The following is a 24,251-nucleotide window of genomic DNA, read 5'->3' as shown; positions in this document are numbered from 1 at the left end:
GTCATTTTGACATCAAGCCGAGCCGGCTCGCGCCGATATAGAGCGCGAGCACGGCGGCATTGGAGACGTTGAGGCTCTTGATCGCGCCGGGCATGTCGAGCCGCGCCACGACGCTGCAGGTCTCGCGCGTCAATTGCCGCAGGCCCTTGCCCTCGGCGCCCAGCACCAGTGCGAGCGGCTCGCGCAAGGCGACCGCCGCGATGTCCTCCTCGCCCGCGCTGTCCAGCCCCACCGTCTGAAAGCCGCGCTCGTTCAGCCGCGTCAGCGCGCGTGCGAGGTTCTGCACCGTGACGATCGGCACCAGCTCCAGGGCGCCCGATGCGGACTTGGCCAGTACACCGGTGGCCTCCGGACTGTGGCGGGCGGTGGTCACGATTGCCTTTACGCCGAACGCCGCTGCCGAGCGCAAGATTGCGCCGACATTGTGCGGGTCGGTGATCTGGTCGAGCACCAGGATCAGTCCCTCGGCCGCGAGCGTGTCGATGTCCGGCGAGGGCAGGGGCTCGGCCTCCGCCAACAGGCCCTGGTGCACGGCGTCCGGACCGAGCCGCTGGTCGATCTGGCTGGGGCGCACGATCTCGGGCGTCACCCGCGTCTCGATCCGCTCGTCGGCAAGCCGCCTGGCGGCGTTCTCGGTCAGGTAAAGCTTGCGAATCCGCCGCTTCGGATTGGCGAGCGCCAGGGTCACGGTGTGCCAGCCATAGAGAATGACGGGGGCATCCGAGTCCTGGTCGCGCTCCCGCCACGGCTGGGGGCGCTCGAATCCGCGCGGTTTGCCGGAGAATTTACCGCCCGGACGGCGAAAAGGGGGCTTTCGATCGCGTTCGCTCATGGCCCGAGCTTCTGTCACGGCCTGCGGATTCTGGCAATTTGGCACCGCTGAGACGGGAAAATTCGTCGTCCCTTGGTTGACTTCGAGGGCCGGGTTCGATCATAAGGGCCCCGGCCGCGCGCGCCCGCTCCTTCGGGCCCCGCGGTCTTACCGTCTCCATGGCGCTGATGGTCCCGACGCTGCTGTTCCGCGGCCGGCCCGAATTGCCATCGATACGGGGGAGTGTCCCGAGTGGCAAAGGGAGCTGACTGTAAATCAGCCGCCTCATGGCTTCGCAGGTTCGAGTCCTGCCTCCCCCACCATTCACTGCCTCTCAGCTCCACTAGATTTTTCGAGGACAATGGACCCCATTGGCCATTGCTTCCCTGCAGACTATGCGTCGAAATATATGGGTCGCATCTGGGTCTGCCGGCCGGTCGTGATCTTCATTGGATCCTTCGTTGTTCGCGATCCCTGGGCGGCGATCGCTCACGGCTGTCGTGACGACGCGCCAGAACCCAGGCTTCCGACATCTGCGGGGCCGACGTGGCAATGGCGGGCGACTGATCGCCTGTTGCCGTTCCGCCGTCTCGGGTTGAGGGCCCCGGCTGCGACATCTCAGTTAATGCCGCGGAAGCGGTCCATATTGAAGATAAACACGAAAAACTCGACATTCTCTGACGCGAGATTTTTCTTTATGAAATAAATAGCTGACTTTAAATCACCGCCTCAGCCTCACGTCATCCCCACAACGTTGATTTCGCTTCAGATTTTGAAATCTTTGCCCTGAGGAATATGGCGGAGCGTAGCTATTCTGCCACAACCGGGCGGCTTTTCGCCGCAAATGTGGCGAGTCACATTGCGAGCCGATCTCGGGTTTGTTATCGGTTCCCTATGTTGAAGATCGTATATACACCCATTTTCATATGTGTTGTGGGAATGAGCTTTAGCCCGGCATTGGGCGCTGAGCCGTTCACCATCCAGGACGCCATCAACCAGGCGGTGAAGACCAATCCCGGTGTCGGAGAGGCCGCCGCCAATCGGCGGGCCACCGAAGCCGAGCTTCGCCAGTCCCAGGGGACGCTGCTGCCGCAGGTCCGGCTCGATGCGAGCGCCGGACCGGAGATGCTCAAGCAGTATGTCTCGCCGGCGCCGAGCAACAATGGCCGCTACCTGCGCGGCCGCGAGGCCGGCGTGGTGGTCCGTCAATTGCTGTTCGATGGCTTTTCCTCGATCAATGAAGTGTGGCGACAGGCCGCGCGGGTCGATGCCGCCGCGTACCGCGTGCTGGAGCGAACCGAACTGATTGGTCTCGATGCCGCCGAAGCCTATGTCGACGTGGTGCGCTACTCCAGGCTGGTCGCTCTGGCCGAGAAGAACCTCAAGGTTCATCTCGAACTGCGCAAGAACGTGCTGGCCCGTTTCCAGGGCGGCCGGGCCGGCGAGGGCGACACGCAGCAGGCCGAGGAACGGGTTGCGGCAGCGCAGGCCGTGCTCGAGGAATTCCGTCTCAGCCTCGAAGTGGCGCGCGCGAAGTACCGCAAGGTCGTCGGCGTCGAGCCTTATAACCTGCGTTTCCCCGGCCGGCTGTCCGACATGCCGCGGGACAAGGCGGAATCGCTCGACATCGCCTACAAGTTCAATCCGACCCTGCGCGCTGCCGCGGCGGATGTGACGGCCGCCAAGCGGGGATTCGATGCCACCACCGGCACCTTCCTGCCGACGCTTTCGCTCGAAGGCCGCGCGACGACCGGCAAGGAATCGATCACCTACAACAATCGTTACGACGAGGTCAGCGGCAAGGTCGTTGCATCCTGGGATATCTTCAACGGCGGCCAGAACAGCTGGCGCCGCGAAGAAGCCGCGCAGCGGATGATCCAGGAGCAGCAGAAGCATGCTCGTCTGCAGCGCGATGCGCTGGAGTCGATCGACAAGGCCTGGGCGGCCCGGATCATCACCGCCGATCGCGTCTCAGCTCTTGTCCGCGATGTCGAAGCGGCCCGCCGCACGTTCGTCGCCTACAACAAGGAGTATGAGCTCGGCCAGCGCACGCTGATCGATCTCTTGAACTCCCAGAACCAGTACTTCAACGCCAACGTGTCGCTGGTGTCGGCGCGCGGTGTGGTGGTGTTTGCCGACTATCAGCTGCTCGCCGCGATGGGCCAGATGCTGAACTACCTGAAGACCGGGCATCCGCCGGAGACCGAGCCGGTGGACACGCCGAGTGGCTTCATCGGCTACAGCCTGGCGCCCATTCGGCTGAGTGCGCCGGCGCCCGGACCGCAGCCGCTGAGCTCCGCCGGTCCGGTGCCGATGTTCGGCCTGCATGACGGTACGCCGAAGCATCCCGCGCCGATTACCTTTGGCGATCGGTGGGCCTCGAGCGATCCCGAGGATACGACGCTGTTCGTCGCGTCCGGAAAATACGGCGGATACGCTCAGAGCCCCAACGGGCACGCGCCGAAATAGGTGAGACTAACAAGAGCCGGTGCATGTCGCGCCGGCTTTTCACCATACGCATTTACTTTGCGCTGAGTTTGTCGCGAAACACCTGTAAAAATCTCAGAAAAGCCAAGTGCGGGCCAAAGAATTAGGCTAAGGCAAATTATTAGCAAGAAGCAATGGGTGCCGGTCCGCGTTGCTCGGTGGGCCAGATGGATTTCCGAGGCGTCGTTGAACATTCGTCCGACAAGGTTCGAGCTCGAAGAGACGGCGCACGTGATGCCCCAGATGAGCGCAGCCGCACCAGCAGCTGATCCTCTCAGTGACAGTCTGCTTTACCTCGCTGCTCATCACGGCCGCGCCCTGAGCCGCAGCGCGCTGCTGTCCGGATTGCCGCTCGACAGCGGCGTGCTCAGCATCGCGCTCTACGAGCGCGCCGCGCAGCGGGCCGGGCTCGAGGCGCAACTGGTCGAACGGCCGCTGAGCGATATTCCCGCGCTGGTGCTGCCCTGCGTGCTGATGTTTCACGACGGCACCACGCGCATCCTGCTGACGATCGACGAGGCCGCCGGCCGTCTCACCATCGTCGATCCTTCGCGCCGCGAACAGCCGGCGATCGAGCGCTTCGAGGCGGTCGCGGCGCGGTATGTCGGCTTCGCCTATCTGGTGCGGCCCGCCACAATTGCCGATCCGCGCGTGGCGGCAGCCGGTGAAGTGCCGAAGACGCACTGGTTCTGGTCGGTGGTCAGCCGCTTCGGCGCCAATTACGGCCATGTCGCGATCGCCGCGTTCATCGTCAACATCCTGGCGCTGGCCGCGCCCCTGTTCACGATGAGCGTCTACGACCGCGTGATCCCGAACGGCGCGATCCCCTCGCTGGTCGCACTCGGCGTTGGCCTCATGCTGGCCATCGGATTCGACTTCCTGCTCAAGGTGGTGCGCAGCCGCATCATCGACATGACCGGAAAGAAGATCGACGTGGTGCTCGCCGCGAACATCTTCGAGCACGTGATGTCGCTGAAGATGGACAAGCGGCCGCCATCGGTCGGCATCCTCGCCAATCAGCTCCGCGACTTCGATTCGGTGCGCGAGTTCTTTACCTCCGGCACCGTGGTGTCGGCGACCGACATGCTGTTCGCGGTCGTGTTCATCATCGTGCTGTTCATCATCGCCGGTCCCATCGCCTGGATTCCGCTGCTGATGCTGCCGGTGATGATCGCCGTCGGGCTGCTGATCCAGCGGCCGCTCGAACGCGCGATGCGGCAGATGCAGGCGCAATCCGCCGCGCGTCACGGCATTCTCGTGGAATCGCTCAACGGGATGGAGACGGTCCGCGCGGTGGCCGGCGAGAGCCGGGTGCAGACGGTGTGGGAGCGTTCGGTGGCGGCGCAGGCGCGCTCCAGCGAGGACGTCCAGTTCTGGGCCTCGATGGCGATGACAGCGGCGAGCGTCGCGAGCCAGTTCTGCAGCCTGCTGCTGGTCGTCGTCGGCGTGTTCCTGATCCTCGACGGCAAGCTCTCGGTCGGCGCGCTGGTGGCGGCCAACATGCTGTCGGGTCGCGTGCTCGGTCCGATCGCAGGCATCGCCGGCCTGATGACGCGCTTCACCCAGACGACGTCGGCGTTGCGCTCGATCGACCGGCTGATGTCGCTGGACCGTGAGCGTCCGCCGGAGAAGATCTACGTCGCGCGCGAGATCAACCAGGGCCGCATCCAGTTCAAGAACGTCAGCTTCTCCTATCCGGGAAGCCAGACCAAGGCGCTCGACAACGTCTCCTTCGACATCAAGCCCGGCGAGAAGATCGGCATCATCGGTCGCGTCGGCTCGGGCAAGACCACGGTCGGTCGCCTCGCCACCGCGTTCTATCCGCCGACGGAAGGCAGCATCCTGATCGATGGGATCGACATCCAGCAATACGACCCGGCCGATCTGCGCGCCGGCATCGGCTTCGTGCTGCAGGATACCGACCTGTTCTACGGCAAGCTGCGCGACAACATCACGCTCGGCCGTCCGGCGGCGACCGATGAGGAGGTGCTGGAGGCCGCGCGGCTCGCCGGCGTCGAGACCTTCATCGCCGGTCATCCGCAGGGCTACGAGATGATGATCGCCGAAGGCGGCCGCAGCCTGTCGGGCGGGCAGAAGCAGGCGATCGGGCTCGCGCGCGTCCTGATCCGCAAGCCGCGCGTGCTGTTCCTCGACGAGCCGACCGCGCATTTCGACGTCCGCAGCGAGGGCGAATTCCTCGAGCGCCTGAAGTCTCTGGCCAAAGGCGAGATGTCCATCATCGTCTCGACCCACCGACCGTCGTTGTTGTCGCTGGTCGACCGCATCCTGGTATTCGACTCCGGCAAGATCGTCGCCGACGGGCCGACCGCGCAGATCCTCACCATGCTGCGTCCGCAGCAGCCCGCGGCGGCGCCGGCCGCGAGCCACGCGGTGAAGCCGGTCCAGGGGACGAGGTGACATGGCGCACAGCGATTTCGCGTTCTCCAACGACATCAGGGCTGCCGTCGAGCTGCGCACGCCGAAGACGGCGCGGATGCTGCTGCTCGCCTCGCTCGGCCTGTTCTTCACCTTCCTGATCTGGGCGCATTTCGCCGTGCTCGACGAGGTCAAGCGCGGCAACGGCAAGGTCGTGCCGTCGCGCCAGACCCAGGTGGTGCAGTCGCTGGAAGGCGGCATCATCGCCGACCTCCTGGTGCAGGAAGGCGCGATCGTCGAGAAGGATCAGCCGCTGGCGCGCATCGAGGACACCAATTTCGCCTCGCAGTTCGGCGAGATCCGCGAGCGCCGCGGCGCGATGGCGGCCCGGGTGATCCGGCTCGCGGCGGAGACCGAGGGCCGCAGCCCGGTCGAGTTTCCCGACGACCTCGTCGCCGACGCCCCGCGCGCGGTGCAGACCGAGCGCGCGGTGTTCGACGCCCATGCACGCAAGCTCGCGCAGGACATCGACGTGGTGCAGCAGCAGGAACAGCAGAAGAGCAAGGAGATCGACGAGCTCAGGGCCACCGAGAAGCGCTTCTCGGAGACGCTGGCGCTGCTCAATCGCGAGCTGGGACTGACCCGCAAGCTGTTCGACCAGAAGGTGGTGCCGGAGATCGAGATGCTGCGCGCCGACCGCCAGGCGACCGACATGCGCGGCCAGCTCGCGGTGGTGCAGGCGAGCATCGTGAAGACCGAGGCGGCGGTGCAGGAGGCGCGCTCGCGCCGGCTCAACATCGTCACCGCCTTCCGCGCGCAGGCCGAAGACGATCTCGCGAAATCCCGCGGTGATCTCGCCGTGCTCGACGAGAACATCAAGTCGGCCCAGGACCGGGTGCGACGCACCGAGCTGCGCTCGCCGGTGCGCGGCATCGTCAACAAGCTCAACGTCACCACCATCGGCGCGGTGGTCGCGCCGGGCGCCAGCCTGATGGAGATCACGCCGCTCGACGATACGCTGCTGGTCGAGGGCCGCATCCGTCCGCAGGACATCGCCTTCATCCGTCCCAACCACGAGGCGGTGGTCAAGCTCAGCGCCTATGATTCATCTGTGTACGGCTCGTTGCACGGGCGCGTTGAGCGCATCAGTGCCGACACGATCACCGATGAGAAGGGCGACAAGAACGAGCGCGGCGAGACCTTCTATCGCGTGATGGTGCGCACCGAGAAGAACCATCTCGGCACCGCCCAGCAGCCGCTTCCGATCCTCCCCGGCATGGTCGCGACCGTGGAGATCCTGACGGGCAAGAAATCGGTGCTGGACTATCTCGTCAAGCCTGCCCGCATGCTGCGTGACGAGGCGCTGCGCGAGCGCTGAGCAGGCGTCCGCGCGAGCGCACCGAAACCCGGGTTCTCCACGAAAGCGCGTGTGACCCAGAATGCCGCTGCGCTCATCCGGGGCGTCCCGTGCGGCGGACAGCGTTGCCAAAATCTGAATCGTTCAAATGCGACGCGATTTGGTCGGCCGTGATTAGTCGCGTTCGCAGCTTGGCGGCGAACATCACCGCGGTTTAACCGGCCCGCAGCAGCGCCGGCCCTATCCCTGATCCGATAACAACCGGGACAGGGATCGACGCGATGACGTCGGCCGATGCCCCGGAGCATACGGGGCGTCACTGATGTTGCGGATCGATCGGCCGCGGGTTCTCCCGCGCGCGCTGGGACTTGCGCTTGTGTTGTCGGTCGTGGCCGGTTGTGCCGGCGCTGCGTTTGCCGAGACTTCAAATCGTAGATCTCCGCAAGGCACTGCGGATGGCGCGCTGCCGGTACCGCCGCCCGTCCGTTTCTTCACCATCAATGCCGTGCTTGCCAAGCATGACGGCCTGCGTCGCTCCGCCTCCGCTGCTGTGGAAGTCGCATCGACCGACCCGGCCGGGCCTGCGGGATCAGTCAGCGACGCTCCGCAGGGACCCGCGGTCGCGACTCCCAGCGACGAGCCGTTCGGCCTGATGACGTTCCGCGCACCCGAGGGTGTGCTGTGGGTGAAGTGGCGCGGCATTCAGGGGGCGATGGCGAGCGAGCGGATCTCGGTCGAACGTTGCAACCGCGATGACGCGCGCTGCTCGGCCTCGGAGCGCCTCTTCGTCGCGCTGACCCGGTCGGCGTCTGCGGTGAGCGACGGCCGCACGCGCGCGGAAATGATCAATCGCGGCGTCAACCAGGCGGTGCGCTACGTCAGCGACGATCAGCAACACGGCCTGCCGGACGTCTGGAGTTCGCCACTGCAGACCTTGCGCAGTGGACTCGGTGACTGCGAAGACTACTCGATTGCCAAATACGCGCTGCTGCTGGCGGCGGGGACGCCCGAATCGGATCTCAAGCTGCTGCTGGTCCGAGACCTCGCCGTGCGGCAGGATCACGCCGTCGTCGCCGTGCGGCTCGACGGCAAATGGTCCGTGCTCGACAACCGGCGGGCCGCTCTGATGGAAAGCCGCGATCTGCAGTCCTTCATGCCGTTGTTTGCCATCGATCACCGCGGCGTCAGCCTGTTCGCTGCGCCCTATGCCGAGCGGCCGCACCACGAAAGCGAGAGCGACGTCACGCCGGCGGCGGAGGCCGACATCGGCGGCGGCGGGAATCCGGGGCGGCCGCTGCTGCTCTGAATGTCGCAGGTGGACGGCTTGTAGCCGAGGTCATTTGCGGTCTTAATGCGCGCAGGGAAGCTGGCGAGCAGGGGGCTGCGGTGAATATCAAGCAAGTCATGGTTTGCGGGGCATTGGCCTTGTCGGCGATCGGTGGACTCATCGGCGGTGCACAGGCTCACGCGGTGATGCTGCCGGGCGCTGCGTTTTCGATCGCCTGCGAGAATGGCGGCAGCTACGTGCTGCGCTCTCGTCCCGTGCTCGCGCCGGGCGAGATCGTTACCGCGCAACTCTACCTCCATCCTCACCGTGCGATTCCGGTCCGTCTCGTCCCGATGGGCGACGGCTATCGCTATGCGGGCCGCGGCGTGTGGCTCGATGGCATCGGTGACCAGGCATTGTTGTATTTCCGCAAATACGAACCGGTGGCCTGCGTGGTCAGTCGCATCTGAGGCAATCTGCCGCGACTTCGACGCTCCTCAAGAATAGTTCCTGCCTTTCGCAAATAATTCGCGAGAGGCCGGTTCCATTTCGGCCGTTTCATGGCGGCAAGCTTTTATTCCCAACAGCGTGCGCGTTGTTCCCCAAGTATTGTGTGATCGAATAACTGCCAATTAGCAGTAATTCTCCGGGCCCTGCCTCCATTTATTCTTGTCGTTCCGCCCCTGCCGCGCGGGGGGCGGAAGCATAGGCACAGCCTTGTTTACCTTCATAAATGCCGCTGCACTTGACTGCATTTACCCAAAGTCCCTAAAGTCCGATTAACAAGAACCGGTAATATTGACCCGTATTCTCGTTTAATAATAGTTTAACGATTAGAAGTGGGGCGCCACCAAAACGCCCCATATTTGGAGGTTTTGGCGCATGAATGCTCCTGTCCTGCTGGCCCAGTTGACCGGCACGTCCACGCAGCCATCCAGCGCCTCGGCCAAGCACCTCAAGATCGGGAAACCGCCGGGCAACCAAGCCGTTACGATTCATCTCGACGGCCAGAGCCAGATCGATTTCAGCGATATCGCCAGCGAGCGGCTGACCTTCGTCAAGATCGGCGACCGCCTGATCATCCTGTTCGACAATCAGTCGACGGTCTCGATCGACCCGGTTTTCGACGCCAACGGCGCCCCGCTGAAGGACGTCAGCTTCGAAGTCGGCCCCGACCGAATCATCAATGGCGATCAGTTCGCCGAGCTGTTTCCGATCACCACCGACCAGTCGGTGCTGCCTGCCGCGGGTACGCCCGGTGCGCCCGGCGTGCCCGCCGGCGCGAACTTCGGGACGTTCAAGGTCGACCCGCTGACCGTCGGCACGCCGCTCGGGCTGCTGGGACCCGAGGACTCCACCACCAAATTCGGCGACAACCCGGTCACGCCGAATCCGACGCCAATCGCCGGCGTTGCCGACAGCGTGGTGCTTAACGAGGACGGCCTGTCCGAAGGCCGGCCCGGCGGCAGCGGCGACATCGGCGGCGTGGTGACGAGCTTCACCGGTTCGCTGAACGTCGACTTCGGCACCGACGTGATCGGCCGCGCCTTTGCGTTCGCGGCGTCACAGCCTGGTCTTGCCGGGCTGACGTCCGGCGGCCAGGAGTTGCATTTTGCGATCACCACCGTCAACGGCCAGCCGGAGCTGATCGGCTATATCGGCGGTGATCCCTCGATCGTCGCCAACCAGGTCTTCACCGTCACGCTCGACGCCAACTCGACGATCGCGGGGACCTACACGGTCACGCTGCTGCAGCCGCTCGATCATCCGGTGTTCGGCACCGAAGACACGCTGAACCTCACCATCAACGTCATCGCCATCGACGGCAGCGGCGACACCGCGCCGGTGACGATCGTGATCGGCGTCAACGACGATTCGCCGGTCGCCGGCACCGTCGAGGCGATCAATGTCGCCGAGCACACCGGCGGCGGAAGCGAAGGCGGCGGCGAGAGCGAGCTCGTCGCCAAGGTCGTGGGCGGCGACGGCTTCGAGCCGACCACCGCGAGCGTGGACCTCAACATCGGCTGGGGCGCCGACAACGGCAACAGCAAGGTCGATGGCGGCTCCAACGGCACCGTGGTCGACGGCGACCGCTCGCTGGTGTTCGATGCGTCCGAGATCGCGACCTTGCAGGCGCTGGGCCTGACCTCGAACGGCGAGGCCATCTCCTACACGCTGTCGGCCAACGGCACCGAGATCATCGCGACCGCAGGCGAGGGTGAGGGCGCACGCACCATCTTCACCGTGTCGCTGTCCGACACCGGCTCCGGCAGCGCCACCTTCACGCTGTCCGACAATATCGACCACAACGGCGCCAACGACGCCTCGCTGCCGCTGACCTTCAAGGTGGTTGCGACCGACGCCGACGGCGACCCCGTCAACAGCGCCTTCACCGTCAACGTCGCGGATGACGGCCCGAGCTTCGGCGAGAAGCCGAGCTATTCGGTGGTCGACGAAGACGGGCTCGGCAATGCCGGCAACAGCTACGCCGACGGCCATGATGCCTATGGCGAAGACCTGACGGTCACGGATACGCTCGGAATCCGCTGGGGCTCCGACGACGCCAACAACAATGTCGACGGCGGCATCAACGGAACGCCGGTCAATGGCGACCGCGCCGTCACCTTCGCCGCAAACGTGGCGGCCTCGCTCGAGGCAAAGGATCTGACCTCCGACGGCTTTGCCCTGCGCTACGAGGTGTCGGGGAACGGCACCGTGCTGACCGCCTATCGCTATGATGCCGCGCACGAGACCTATGTCGACGCCAACGGCAAGCCGCTGGAAGGCGAGGGCCTGTCGGGCGCCGTGGTGTTCACGGTGTCGCTGTCAGACCAGGGCCATGGCTCCTATACCTTCGCGCTGTCGGGCAACCTGGATCACCCGGTGCACGGCACCGAGGACGACATCACCCTCAACATCGGTTTCGTCGCGACCGATTCCGATGGCGATGCGATCACCGACACCTTCACGGTGAAGGTCAATGACGACGCCCCGAGCTTCGGCGAGAAGCCGAGCTATTCGGTGGTCGACGAGGACGGCCTCGGCAACGCCGGCAACAGCTACAAGGACGACGGCGACGCCTATGGCGAAAGCCTGAAGGTCACCGATACGCTCGGCATTCGCTGGGGCGCCGACAGCGCCAACAGCCATGTCGATGGTGGCATCGATGGCGCGCCGGTCAATGGCGACCGCGCCGTGACCTTCGCGGCCGACGTGGTCGCGACGCTCGACGCCCAGAATCTCACCTCGAACGGCTTCGGTCTCACCTACGTCGTGTCCGAGAACGGCACGCTGCTGACCGCCTATCGCTATGACGCCGAGCACGAGACCTATGTCGGCGCAGACGGCAAGCCGACGGATTCGGCCCACGCGACGGTGTTCACCGTGGCGCTGTCCGATCAGGATCACGGCTCCTATACGTTCGAGCTGAAAGGCAATCTCGATCACCCGGTGCACGGCACCGAGGACGACATCACGCTCAACATCGGCTTCGTCGCCACCGATTCCGACGGTGACGCAGTCACCGACAGCTTCACCCTGAAGGTCAACGACGACGCGCCGGTGTTCGGCGATGCGCCGAGCGCTGGCGTGGTCGACGAGGACGGACTCGGCAATGCCGGCGACAGCTATGCGCAAGGCAGCGACGTCGCCGGCGCCGATCTCACGGTGACCAAGACGCTCGCGATCCTGTGGGGTGCCGATAGCGCCAACAGCCATGTCGACGGCGGCATCGATGGCGCCCCGGTCAAGGGTGATCGCGCCGTCACTTTCGCCGCCGACACCGTTCCCTCGCTCGAGGAACTGGGGCTGACGTCGAACGGGATTGCGCTGAGCTATCAGGTCTCCGAGAACGGCACGCTGCTGACCGCCTATCGCTACGACGCCGCCCACGAGACCTATGTCGACGCGAACGGCAAGCCGACGGAGGACCTCGCCAGCGCCACGGTGTTCACCGTCTCGCTGTCGGATCAGGACCAGGGCTCCTACACGTTCAATCTCACCGGCAATCTCGATCATTCGGTCCACGGCAGCGAGGATAATCAAGGGCTGTATTTCGGCTTCGTCGCCACCGATTCCGACGGCGACGCAATCCACGGCAGCTTCAATGTCGAGGTCAACGACGACGCTCCGGTGTTTGGAGAGCGCGTCAGCTACTCCGTGGTCGACGAGGATGGTCTCGGCAATCCCGGCAACTCCTATTCGGACGGCAAGGACGCAGCCGGCGCCAATCTGACGGTGACCGATTTCCTCGGCATCCGTTGGGGCGCCGACAGTGCCAACAGCCATGTCGACGGCGGCATCAACGGTACGCCGGTCAATGGCGACCGCGCCGTCACCTTTGCCTCCGACGTGATCTCGACGCTCACCGGCCAGCATCTGACGTCGAACGGCGTCGCGCTGACCTACACCGTGTCCCCCGACGGCACGCTGCTGACCGCTTACCGCTACGATGAAGCGCATCACACCTACGTCGACGGCGAGGGCCATGCCACCGGTGATCCGGCCAAGGCTGCGGTGTTCACGGTGTCGCTGTCCGACCAGGGGCAGGGGTCCTACAGCTTCACGCTGATCGACAATATCGATCATCCGGCCCACAACACCGAGGACGACGTCACGCTCACCCTCGGCTTCGTCGCCACGGATTCGGATGGCGATGCGGTCTCCGACACCTTCACGGTCAAGATCAACGACGACGCGCCGGTGCTGAACCGGGAGATTGCGACCGGCGTGGTCGATGAGGACGGGCTCCCGACCGGGCTCGCGGGCGGGTCTGGCGACGTCCCCGGCCAGAACACCGTCGCAACGGGCGATCTCGGCATCTCCTGGGGCAGCGACAGCGCCAACAATCTCGGCAATGTCGGGATCACCGGTGCGTCCCCGGTGAACGGCGACCGCGCCGTCACCTTCGCGTCCGACGCCACCACCACGCTCGCCGCGCAGCACCTGACCTCGAACGGCGTCGCGTTGACCTACGACGTCAGCGAAGGCGGCACGTTGATCACGGCCTACCGCTTCGATGGACAGCATTACATCGACGGCAACGGCAACTGGACCGGCAACAAGGCCAATGCCGCCGTGTTCACAGTGAAGCTGTCCGACCTCGATTCCGGATCCTACAGCTTCACGCTGCTCGACAATCTCGACCACCCGGTGCCCAACACCGAGGACAGCATCGCGCTGACATTGAAATACGTCGCCACGGATTCCGACGGCGACCAGGTCAGCGGCACGTTCAAGGTCAGCGTCAACGACGACAGCCCGGAGGCGCATACCGGGACGGCCAAGAGCATCAGCGAAGCTGATCTCAACGCTGGCGGTGGCGATTGCGGCCCCGATTTCGGCGGTCACGATGGCGGCAGCCGCGATCCCCAGGTGACCGGCGCGCTCAACATCAAATGGGGTGCCGACAACAACGACAGCGGCGCCGCCGATCGCTCGGTTCGCTTCGCCAATACGTCCAACGCCGCCGACGACGTCCATGTGACCAACGGCAGCGACGTCGGCCTCAGTGGCCTGACGTCGGACGGTCAGCAGGTGAAATACGCCTTCGATCATGGCGCGCTGGTCGGCTACACCGGCAACAGCCTCAATTCCGGTCAGCGCGTGTTCGAGGTTTCGCTCGATGACGACGGCACCGGCACCTACACCTTCAAGCTGCTCGGCAATCTCGATCATCCGGCCGGGCAGGAGAGCAACGTCGTCAAGCTGACCTTCGATTACACCGCGACCGATTCCGACGGCGATTCGAGCAGCAGCACGTTCACCGTCACCGTGGTCGACGACGTCCCGACGATCGGACACGCCGAGAGCGAGACCGTCAGCGAAGCCAACCTGCCGACCGATCTCTATGACGTCCTGTTCCCGGATTCGCCGTACTCGACGGTGCAGACCGGCCGTCTCGCGATTTCCTGGGGCGCCGACGACAATGATTCCGGCGCGACCAACAACCGCTCGGTGGCGTTCTTCAACACGACCGCACCGGACGGGCTGACGTCGAACGGCTATGCGGTCAGCTATGTGGTCTCGTCCGACGGCACCACGCTGAGCGCGGTCACCACCGATCACCGCACCGTTTTCACCGTCACGCTGAGCGATGACGGCGACGGCAGCTACAAGTTCACGCTGCTCGACAACCTCGATCATGGCAAGTCGGGCACCGACAGCCTGGCGCTGAGCTTCGGCTTCAAGGCCACCGATTCCGACGGCGACAGCGCCGCGAGCAGCTTCACGGTGGCGGTGACGGACGACGTGCCGACCGTCGGCTGCGCCGAGGACGAGACCGTCAGCGAGGCCAGCCTGCCGACCGACGGCTACGACACCAGCCATCCGGATGCATCGAACTCGACGGTCCAGACCGGCCGCCTCGACATCTCCTGGGGCGCCGACGACAACAATACGGGTGTCGGGCACAACCGCGCGGTGGCCTTCACGACCGCCGCCGGCGCCACGGGCCTGACCTCCGACGGCTCGGCGATCAGCTACACGATCTCCGGCGACGGCACCTTGCTGACGGCGGTCACCGCGGATCACCGCACCGTCTTCACCATCCAGTTGTCCGACAGCGGCGATGGAAGCTACAAGTTCACGCTGTACGACAACATCGACCACCCGGCGTCCGGCCAGAACGATGACAGCCTGCCGCTGACGTTCGGCTTCAAGGCCACCGATTCCGACGGCGACAGCGTCACCAGCAGCTTCAAGGTCACGGTGCTCGACACCGCGCCGGTGGCGGCGGCCGGCGATGCCAGGACCGTCGACGAGGACGATCTGCCGGGCGGCACCGATGTCTCCAAGGAGCCGACCGCGATCAGCGGCGACCTCAACATCAGCTGGGGCTCCGACGACAGCAACAAGACCTCGGGCGGCGGGCTCGGCGACCGCTCGGTCAGCTTCCGCTACACGAGCGCAGGCGCGAATGTCGACGCCGAGGACAGCGCAGGCCGCAATCTGGCGCTGACGTCGGACGGCCAGACGGTGAAGTACAGCTTCGAGAATGGCGTGCTGGTCGGCTACACCGGCAGCGATCTCGCCCACGGCACCCGCGTGTTCGAAGTGTCGCTGAGCGACCAGAACGACGGCTCCTACAGCTTCAAGCTGCTCGGCACCCTCGATCATCCCGCCGGCAGCGGCGAGAACATCGTCAAGCTGTCCTTCAGCTTCACGGCGACCGATGGCGACGGCGACACGTCCAGCAACAGCTTCACCGTCTCGGTCAAGGACGACGTGCCGGTGCTCGGTTCGCCGACCGCAGCGACGGTGACCGAGAACACCACCGGATCCGCCGGGGCGGAGGTGTTCCAGACCCAGACCGCGGCCAGTGTCGCGCTCAACATCAATTGGGGCGCGGACGACAACAATTCGGGCGCGGCCAATCGCAGCGTCGCGTTCGATAGCGCGATCCATACCGGCGACGTGGTCAAGACCACCGGCGCAGGCAGCCCGACGCTGACGTCGAACGGCACGGCGGTGCAGTTCATCCGCGTGTCGGACACCGAGATCTGGGGCGTCGCCAACGACAATGGCGGCCAGCTCACGACGAACGACCGCAAGGTGTTCCACATCACGCTGTCCGACGACGGCTCCGGCAGCTACACCTTCGAGCTCCTGGACAATGTCGATCACGTCGGCTCGGGCCAGACCAATGCACTGTCGCTGAAGCTCGGCTTCACCGCGACCGATGCCGATGGCGATACCGCCTCCGGCGGCAACTTCACTGTCACCATCAATGACGACAACGGCCGGCCCGCGATCGGCACGGCTGATGCCGGGACCGTCGACGAGGATGGGCTTTCCGGCGGCAACACCGGAGCGGCCACCGGCGACGTCGCCGGTGCCAATGTCACGGCCAACGGCTCGTTGGCGATCTCCTGGGGCGCCGACGACAACAACAGCGGCAGCGTGAACCGCGCGGTCGCGTTCAGCGGCATCACCAACGGCCAGAACGCCACTTCGGACGCGGGCTCGCTGACGGTCGAGGGCGTCCAGGTCAAGCTCTGGGTCGTCGGCAATACGGTCTATGGCTACACCGGCAGCAATCCGACCAACGGCAACCCGCCGTCGGTGGCCAGCCAGGTGTTCAAGGTCTCGCTCGATGATTCCGGTGCAGGCAGCTACAGCTTCACGCTGCTGAAGCACGTCGATCATCCGGCCGGCCAGAACGAGAACGACGTCAAGCTGACCTTCGGCTTCACCGCCACCGATGCGGATGGCGACAGCGCCAGCTCGTCATTCGCCGTGACGATCGACGACGACACCCCCGTCGCGACCGCGACGGTGTTGAGAGCGGCGGTCTACGAGAGCGAGCTGCCGAACGGAACGGTAGTGACCGCGACCGGCAACCATGGCGGCGACCTCAACGGCAACGATTCCTACTTCACCGGTAATCTGAGCTCGCTGGTGTCGTTCGGCGCCGACAGGCCCGGCACCTATACGGTCGAGAAGACCAACCTCGCGCCCGAGCTGCTGTCGCTGACGTCGGGCGGCGTGGTGCTGACCTACAGCATCGGGGTCGACAACACGCTGATCGCCAAGGCTGGCAGCGTCACGATCTTCGAGTTCCAGGTCGATGCCAACACCGGCCAGTATTCGTTCCGTCTGAAGGGCGCGCTGGACCATGTCGGCACCGGCCATGACAACACGCTGACGCTCGACCTGTCGACGGCGGTGACCGCCACCGATTCCGACGGCGATTCCGTTGCGCTGCACGATCAGATCATCATCACCGTCAACGATGACAGCCCGCAGTCGCAGGACGTCGACACCGTCGCGATCTCGGAGGCAGCCGGCAGCGTCTCGACCGGCGCGGTCGATCTGCGCATCACCTATGGAGCCGATGGCGACAGCTCCGGTCCGTCGGTGACGTTCCTCGGCGCGTCGCCAGTGCGCGCCTACGATGCGGCCAACCACCAGCTCTCCGGGCTGACCTCGCTCGGCTTCGGTCTGACCTACGTCATGTCGGCCGATCACACCACGCTGACCGCCTATCGCATGAGCGGTGGCAGCTACATCGGCCAGAATGGTCTGGTGACGGGCAACGCGGCTGATGCTGCCGTGTTCACGGTGACGCTGTCGGAGGCTGGCACCGGCTCCTACAATTTCACCTTGCTGCAGCCGCTCGATCACCCCGCGCCGATCGGGACCTCGAGCGCCGCCGACCAGTATCTCGACATCAATTTCGCCTTCGCGGTCGAGGATCGCGACCACGACGTCTTCACCAACAATTTCACTGTCCGGGTCGATGCTGCCGGCACGGTGACGACGACTCGCTATGACGCGCCGAACTCGCCTGTGTTCGTCAATCTCGGCGACAGCTCGGCGACGGTCCTCGGCGAGACGGTCGGGGCTCACAGCGTGACCGACCGCGCCGCGGTGACCGACAAGGTGGTCGGCACCGACAAGCTCGGCGGCGTGACCGAGGCCCACGGCTCAAATGGCGACGACATTCTGGTCGGCGGCAACGGCGTGGGCGGCGATGTCCTGTATGGCGGCGCCGGCAACGACATCATCATCGGCGGAGGAGGTGGCGACCGGCTGTTCGGCGGCGCCGGCAACGACACCTTCCTCTACACGGTGGGCGACGGCAGCGACGTCATCGACGGCGGCTCGGAGTCTGGCACGACCTTTCCGAACTACGACGTGCTCGCGATCACGGGCGATGGAAATGCGCGCAATTTCACCATCGGCAAGACCTCGACCGGCACCGAGATCAATCCGACGCTGAACGATCCCTCCGCCAGCAACGCCACCGACATTCTGGTGCGCTATGACGGTCCGAACGGAGCGACCATCCGCGCCGACGAGATCGAGCGCATCACGATCACCGGCGGCACTGCCAGCGACACGGTGACGATCACCGATATCAGCGGCACCGCGATCGCGCCGTCGACCATCGTGTTCAACGGTGGCTCCGGCAACGACACGCTGGATCTCTTCCGGTTTGCCGGCAACACCAGCGTTGTGTCCGACGGCGGGTCTGACACCGACACCGTGAAGTTCGGCTTCAAGTTCGCCGAGGCGACCTACACCAAGGTGTTCGCCACCGACGGCGTGACGCTGATCGGCGTGCAGGTCACCCACAACGGCCTGACCGATACGTTCACGAACTATGAGAGCTTTGCCTTCACCGACGGCACGCGCACGCTGACCGGCGTCTTCAACACGCCGCCGGTGGCTCATGACGACGCGGTGCAAGCGAGCGAGGACAGCCCGCTCACGGTCAACGCGCTGCTCAGCCTGCTCAACAACGACACCGACGTCGACAACAACACCTTGACCGTCAGCGGCGTGTCGAACGCGACGCACGGCACCGTTTCGCTCTCCAACGGCAATCCGGTGTTCACGCCGGACAAGAACTTCTCGGGCGTTGCCGGCTTCGATTACACGGTCAGCGACGGCGATGGCGGGACCGCGACCGCGCATGTCACGGTCGACGTCGCACCGAAGGCGGACGCGCTGACGCTGGGCTTCATGGATCTCGGCCCGGCCTCGGGTGCCGAGGACACCACGATCAACCTGAAGCTCATCAGTGCCGCCGTCACCGACACCGACGGCTCCGAAAGCCTGCGGCTGCTTATTACAGGTTATCCGGCCGGCGCGACCTTCTCGGTCGGCCATGCCGGAACCGGCGCTGACGCCGGCAAGTGGGTGATCGACAGCGCCGCCGCGATCGCCGCGTTCGACAGCCATCCGCTGCAGATCACGCCGCCCGCGAATTACAACGGCACGTTCTCGCTGTCGGTGGTCGCGGAGGTTACCGACCAGGCTACGTTGTCGGACGGCAACGTCCACACCGACGTCGTCAACACCGCACTGCAGACGATCGATGTCACGGTGACCCCGGTCAACGACGCGCCGCAGATCCATGCGCCGACGCAGGTGACGACGAACGAGGATACGCCATTCGCCTTCACCGGCGCGAACGCGTTCTCCTTCTCCGATGCGGACGGCGATGTCGTCGAGTCCGTGAGGTTCGACATCTCCGGCGGCACGTTCGCGATACCGTCTCTCGGCGTCTACAACGCCAGCCAGACGCTCTCGATGAGCGGGTTCAAGATCAGCGACCTGAACACCTATCTGGCGTCGGCGGTGTTCACGCCATCAGCCGACAACGACGCGACGGGATCGGTCACGATCACCATCAACGACAACGGCAATGTCGGCGGCGGCAATCTGAGCGCGACGCAGACGATCACGATCAACATCAACCCGATCGAGGATGCTCCCACGGCCGTAGATGACACGGCCAGCGTGAACGAGGACACGACGCTGACCGTGTCCAATCCGGTGCAGGGCGTTCTGCACAACGACCGCGACCCGGATACGGGCGACACGCTGAGCGTGGTGGCGGGTGACTTCACGACGGCCAAGGGCGGCACGATCCATTTCAATGCCGACGGCACCTATGTCTACAAGCCCAAGGCCGACTTCTATGGCGCGGATACCGTGGATTACACGGTGCGTGATGCGGCCGGACAGACGGACACCGGCACGCTGACGATCAACGTGGCGCCCGTCAACGATGCGCCGGAGATCCATGCCCCGACGCATGTGACGGCCAACGAAGGCGCCTCGTTCGCTTTCACCGGAGCGAACGCGATCACCTTCTCCGACGCGGACGGCGATGTCGTCGAGTCCGTGAGGTTCGACATCTCCGGCGGCACGTTGTCCATTCCGTCGCTCGGCGTCTTCAACGCTGAACAGACGCTCTCGATGAGCGGGTTCAAGATCAGCGATCTGAACACCTATCTGGCCTCTGCCGTCTTCACCCCGAACAGCGACCATCCGGGGTCGGTCACGATCACCATCAACGACAACGGCAATGTCGGCGGCGGCAATCTGAGTGCCACCCAGACCGTCAGCGTCGAGGTCATCCCCGCCAACCACCCGCCGGTGGCGAACTCCGACACCCATGCGGTGCTGGAGGATGGCAGCCTCAACATCTCGGCGGCGAACGGCGTCATCCGCGGCTCGACCGGCGGCTCGGTGGCCGACAGCGACGTCGACAACCCCGTCAGCTCGCTCGTCGTGTCCGGCGTCGTGGCTGGCACCGGCAGCGTGACGCAGGGGGCGGGCGTCGGCACCTCGATCGAGGGCGCCTACGGCCATCTGACGCTGAATTCGGACGGCTCCTACACCTATGTCGCCGACAAGGCCGATGCGCTGGCGGCGGGCGTGCCCGCGGTGGACACCTTCACCTATACCGACAAGGATCCGTCGGGCGCGGTGTCGAACACCGCGACGCTCAAGATCACGGTCACCGGCGTCAACGACGCGGCCGTGATCAGCGGTGACGCCACCGGCACCGTCGCCGAGGAGGGCGGCATCGCCAACAGCCAGAGCAGCCCGCTCTACGGCATCGCCCGCGGCGACCTCAATGCGACCGACGTCGACGGGCACAACGATGTGTGGCAGGCGACGTCCTCGAACACGGCCAACGGCTACGGCTGGTACGACATCGGCAGCGATGGCAGGTGGACCTACGGCATCTATAACAACGACCCGAGAATCCAGGCGCTGAAGGAAGGCGAGACCACGCTGACCGACAGCTTCACCGTCTACACCGAGGACGGCACCGCCAAGACGGTGACGATCCAGATCATCGGCAACAATGACGCGCCGACCCTGCAGAACGCGCTGGCGGACCGCAGCTCGGCCGAAGATCAGCCGTTCAGCTTCACCATCCCGTCGAACACGTTTGCCGATGTCGATGGCCGCTTCGATGGCACCGCGAACCCGCTGACGCTGTCGGCGAACCTCAGCGACGGCAGCAACCTGCCGGCGTGGTTGCACTTCGACGCCACGACCGGCACCTTCAGCGGCACCCCGCCGGCCAATTTCGCAGGCACGGTCAACGTCACGGTCTACGCCAGCGACGGCGAATATGCCGTCTCGGACGCCTTCACGCTGACCATCACGCCGGTCAATGACGGCGCTGCGAGCGTGACGGTGTCGGGCACGGCGACGCAAGGTCAGACGCTGACCGCCAATCTCGGCAGCGATCCGGATGGTGCCGCGTCGAACGTCGTCTATCACTGGCTGCGCGACGGCGCCGTCATCAACGGCGCGACGGGCTCGACCTACACGCTGGGCTCCAACGACGTCGGCCACAAGATCTCGGCCAACGTCACCTACACCGACGGCCAGGGCTTTGCCGAGAACGTGACCAGCGGCCAGACCGGCTCGGTCACGGCGCCGAACCACGCGCCGACCTTCGGGGCGGGAACGACCACGGCAAGCGTCACGGAGGACGCCTCCTATGCGGCGCCGAGCGGCAACCTGATCCAGAACGGCTCGTTCGGCTACTACAACGGCAACTTCTACACGCTGGATGCGTGGACGGTCGGGGGCGCCCATGCCGTCACCGTCGTGGGCGGCCGCACGGACGGCGGCTCGGCCGATTTCTACGGCGCATCGAGCTCGATGAGCCAGACCATCAGCACCGTCGTCGGCGTGACCTATACCGTCGACTTCTACGTGATGACCTACGGCACGGCCGTGACATCAGCCGTTGATGGAACAACCCTTCTGACGACGAGCGCCTGGAACTTTGGCTGGACGGAGCAGACCTACCAGTTCACCGCGACCTCGACGTCGACCACCATCAAGTTCGCGAGCGGCGGCGGCGCCGTCATCGACGACATCTCGGTGCGGCCCAGCACGGTCGTGACACCGGGAGTGGAGCAGGCGTCCGGCGCGATCGCCTTCACCGACGTGGACGGCGATGCCCAGACCGTGACCTACACGACACCGGCCGGCAGCAACTACTACGGCTCGTTCAGCGCCACGGTCGACAATACCGGCCACAAGGTGAACTGGACGTTCGCCGTCAATGACGCCGACATCCAGTCGCTGCGCGCCAGCGACCATATCGATCAGACCTATACGGTGAAGATCGATGACGGTCACGGCGGGACGACGATGCAGACCGTCACCGTTACGGTGAACGGCGTAAACGATGCGGCGTCGATCGCGGGCATGGCAAGCGGTGCGGTCAAGGAGGACGCCACGCTGACGGCAGGCGGGACCCTGACGGTCACCGACGTCGATAGCGGAGAAGCCCAGTTCCAGACGCCGGCTTCGCTGGCGGGGACGTATGGCACCTTCACCTTCAATGCGGTGACAGGCGACTGGGGCTATACGCTGAACAATTCGGCTGCCAACGTGCAGGCGCTCAACAATGGCGACGTCAAGCATGACACGCTGACGGTGAAGTCGGTCGACGGCACGGCCAGCCAGGTCATCGACGTGACCATCAGCGGCACGAATGAGCCCGCGCCGCTGGCCGTGGTGGACACCACGAGCGCCGACGGACGCTATGCGCTGTCGAAGAACAGCGACTCGCCGAACGTGATCAGCCTGGACGCGGCGACGCTGTTCTCGGGCGGAATGGGGACGGTCACCTACACCTACAGCCTCGTCTACAGCTCGACCGGCGACGACAGCTGGATCCACCGGACCGGCAATCAGTTCACCGGAGATCCGAGCAACAACGACGCGGGCCTGTATGTCTACAAGGTCACGGCCACCGACTCGGTATCGTCCGTATCGACCTATCTGGCCTTCAATGCGCTCGACAATGGTGCGCTCAACCTCACCATCAACTCGCTGTCGGACAAGTCGTGGGTGGTCGGTTCGGCCCCGTGGCTGTCCGGCTACAGCGCCAACGACGGCGACGCGATCACCGCCACGGTCGACAACCCGCTCGAGGCCAATGCCAACAACGGCTACGACGTGATGATCGGGTCGAGCGGCGGCAACAACTTCAACGGCGGTGCCGACGACGACGGCATCTACGGCCTCGGCGGCAACGACACGCTGCTCGGCGGCGCCGGCAACGACTACATCAATGGCGGCGCCGGCAACGACTCGATCCGGGGCGGCAGCGGCAACGACGTCACCATCGGCGGCTCCGGCAACGACACCTTCTATTGGGGCGTCAACGACGGCGTCGACATCGTTGACGGCGGCAGCGGTACCGACACCTTCGTCATCGAGGGGACGTCGTCGCAGGACCTGATCTACGTCACGGTTGCCGGCGGTGTGATCACCGACGTCAACGGAACCAAGCTCAGCAATATCGAGGCGGTGACCGCCGATCTCGGCGGCAACAGCAGCGACACGCTGACCTACATCACCAACGAGGACGTGACGGTCAATCTCGGGGCCGGCACCGCCACCGGCTTCAGCTCGATCGCCAATATCGAGCGCGTGACCGGCGGCTCGGGCGACGACATCCTGATCGGCAGCAGTGCTGCCAACGCGATCAATGGCGGCGACGGCGACGATATCATCCGCGGCGGTGGCGGCAACGACACCATCGATGGCGGGGCAGGGATCGACCTGCTCGACTTCTCGGATGCGACGGCCGGCATCACCTTCACGCTGACGCAGAGCAGCAGCAACACTACCGGCCCGACCTTGTCCGGGATCGGCCAGGACACCTACAAGAACATGGAAGGCGTCATCGGCTCGGCCTATGACGACGTCATCAACGGTTCCTCGAGCAACGACGTCCTGATCGGCGACGCCGGCTCGGATAAGCTGACCGGCAACGGCGGCTCCGACACGTTCAAGTGGAACGCCGGTGATCTCGCCGGCGGCGGGCTCGACACCATCCTGGACTTCCAGACCGGCACGTCCGGCGACGTCATCGACCTCTCGGGCCTCTTGGCCAGCGTGTCCGGCAACCATGCCGACGCGGTGCGCTTCGTCGACAGCGGCGGGCACACCAGCCTGGCCTCGGCCAACGGCAGCGGCGTGCTGAACAACGGCGACCTGACGCTGCAGATCAACGCCGGCTCCGGCTGGACCAACGTCGCGACGATCAAGGACACCGGCGGCAACCTCACGGCCGGCGACGACGTGATCAAGATGATCATCGACAACAGCCACGCCCAGACGCAGGTCCACGTCTGATCCGGTCGGCTTGGGACAGCAGAAGCAAAGGGCCGCCC

Annotated in this window: 7 protein-coding genes and 1 tRNA gene; 7 read left to right on the top strand and 1 reads right to left on the bottom strand. The window is 65.2% G+C overall.

Annotation, left to right across the window (positions count from 1 at the left end):
• Position 1: 1 nt before the first annotated feature.
• Positions 2–832 (bottom strand): 23S rRNA (guanosine(2251)-2'-O)-methyltransferase RlmB, encoded by an 831-nt coding sequence (gene rlmB / locus QW861_RS04310; protein ID WP_316192743.1) that lies wholly within the window; start codon positions 830–832, stop codon positions 2–4.
• A gap of 216 nt (positions 833–1,048) precedes the next feature.
• Between rlmB and QW861_RS04305 the strand changes: the two genes are divergently transcribed.
• The 7 genes from QW861_RS04305 (at position 1,049) to QW861_RS04275 (ending at position 24,213) form a co-directional block, all read left to right on the top strand.
• Positions 1,049–1,134: transfer RNA gene (locus tag QW861_RS04305), tRNA-Tyr, on the top strand.
• A gap of 616 nt (positions 1,135–1,750) precedes the next feature.
• Positions 1,751–3,280 (top strand): TolC family outer membrane protein, encoded by a 1,530-nt coding sequence (locus QW861_RS04300; protein WP_315729346.1) that lies wholly within the window; start codon positions 1,751–1,753, stop codon positions 3,278–3,280.
• A gap of 252 nt (positions 3,281–3,532) precedes the next feature.
• Positions 3,533–5,716, top strand: coding sequence for a type I secretion system permease/ATPase (locus QW861_RS04295; protein ID WP_315714635.1), 2,184 nt, complete (start codon positions 3,533–3,535; stop codon positions 5,714–5,716).
• Position 5,717: 1 nt separating this feature from the next.
• A complete protein-coding gene (locus QW861_RS04290) occupies positions 5,718–7,052 on the top strand; it encodes an HlyD family type I secretion periplasmic adaptor subunit (protein WP_315749499.1) in 1,335 nt (444 codons plus the stop codon).
• Positions 7,053–7,353: 301 nt separating this feature from the next.
• The gene (locus tag QW861_RS04285; protein WP_316173005.1) at positions 7,354–8,337 is read left to right on the top strand and encodes a transglutaminase-like cysteine peptidase; all 984 of its coding nucleotides are present in this window, start codon (positions 7,354–7,356) and stop codon (positions 8,335–8,337) included.
• Positions 8,338–8,456: 119 nt separating this feature from the next.
• Positions 8,457–8,768, top strand: a complete 312-nt coding sequence (locus QW861_RS04280) for a hypothetical protein (protein WP_316173006.1) — start codon at positions 8,457–8,459, stop codon at positions 8,766–8,768.
• Between the two features lie 412 nt (positions 8,769–9,180).
• Positions 9,181–24,213 carry a VCBS domain-containing protein gene (locus QW861_RS04275; protein ID WP_316173007.1) on the top strand — a complete coding sequence of 5,011 codons (15,033 nt, stop codon included), beginning with the start codon at positions 9,181–9,183 and terminating at the stop codon, positions 24,211–24,213.
• Positions 24,214–24,251: the final 38 nt, after the last annotated feature.

The organism is Bradyrhizobium sp. SZCCHNRI1029 (assembly GCF_032487555.1).
Taxonomy (GTDB): Bacteria; Pseudomonadota; Alphaproteobacteria; order Rhizobiales; family Xanthobacteraceae; genus Bradyrhizobium.
Note: the sequence above shows the minus strand (reverse complement) of the source record. Positions and strands in the feature narration are given on the sequence as shown.

Bases quoted from the DNA above. Each gene is read 5' to 3' on its own strand.
- QW861_RS04285 (WP_316173005.1), top strand. From the start codon at position 7,354: ATGTTGCGGATCGATCGGCCGCGGGTTCTCCCGCGCGCGCTGGGACTT.
- QW861_RS04290 (WP_315749499.1), top strand. From the start codon at position 5,718: ATGGCGCACAGCGATTTCGCGTTCTCCAACGACATCAGGGCTGCCGTC.
- QW861_RS04300 (WP_315729346.1), top strand. From the start codon at position 1,751: ATGAGCTTTAGCCCGGCATTGGGCGCTGAGCCGTTCACCATCCAGGAC.
- QW861_RS04275 (WP_316173007.1), top strand. From the start codon at position 9,181: ATGAATGCTCCTGTCCTGCTGGCCCAGTTGACCGGCACGTCCACGCAG.
- QW861_RS04295 (WP_315714635.1), top strand. From the start codon at position 3,533: ATGCCCCAGATGAGCGCAGCCGCACCAGCAGCTGATCCTCTCAGTGAC.
- rlmB (WP_316192743.1), bottom strand. From the start codon at position 832: ATGAGCGAACGCGATCGAAAGCCCCCTTTTCGCCGTCCGGGCGGTAAA.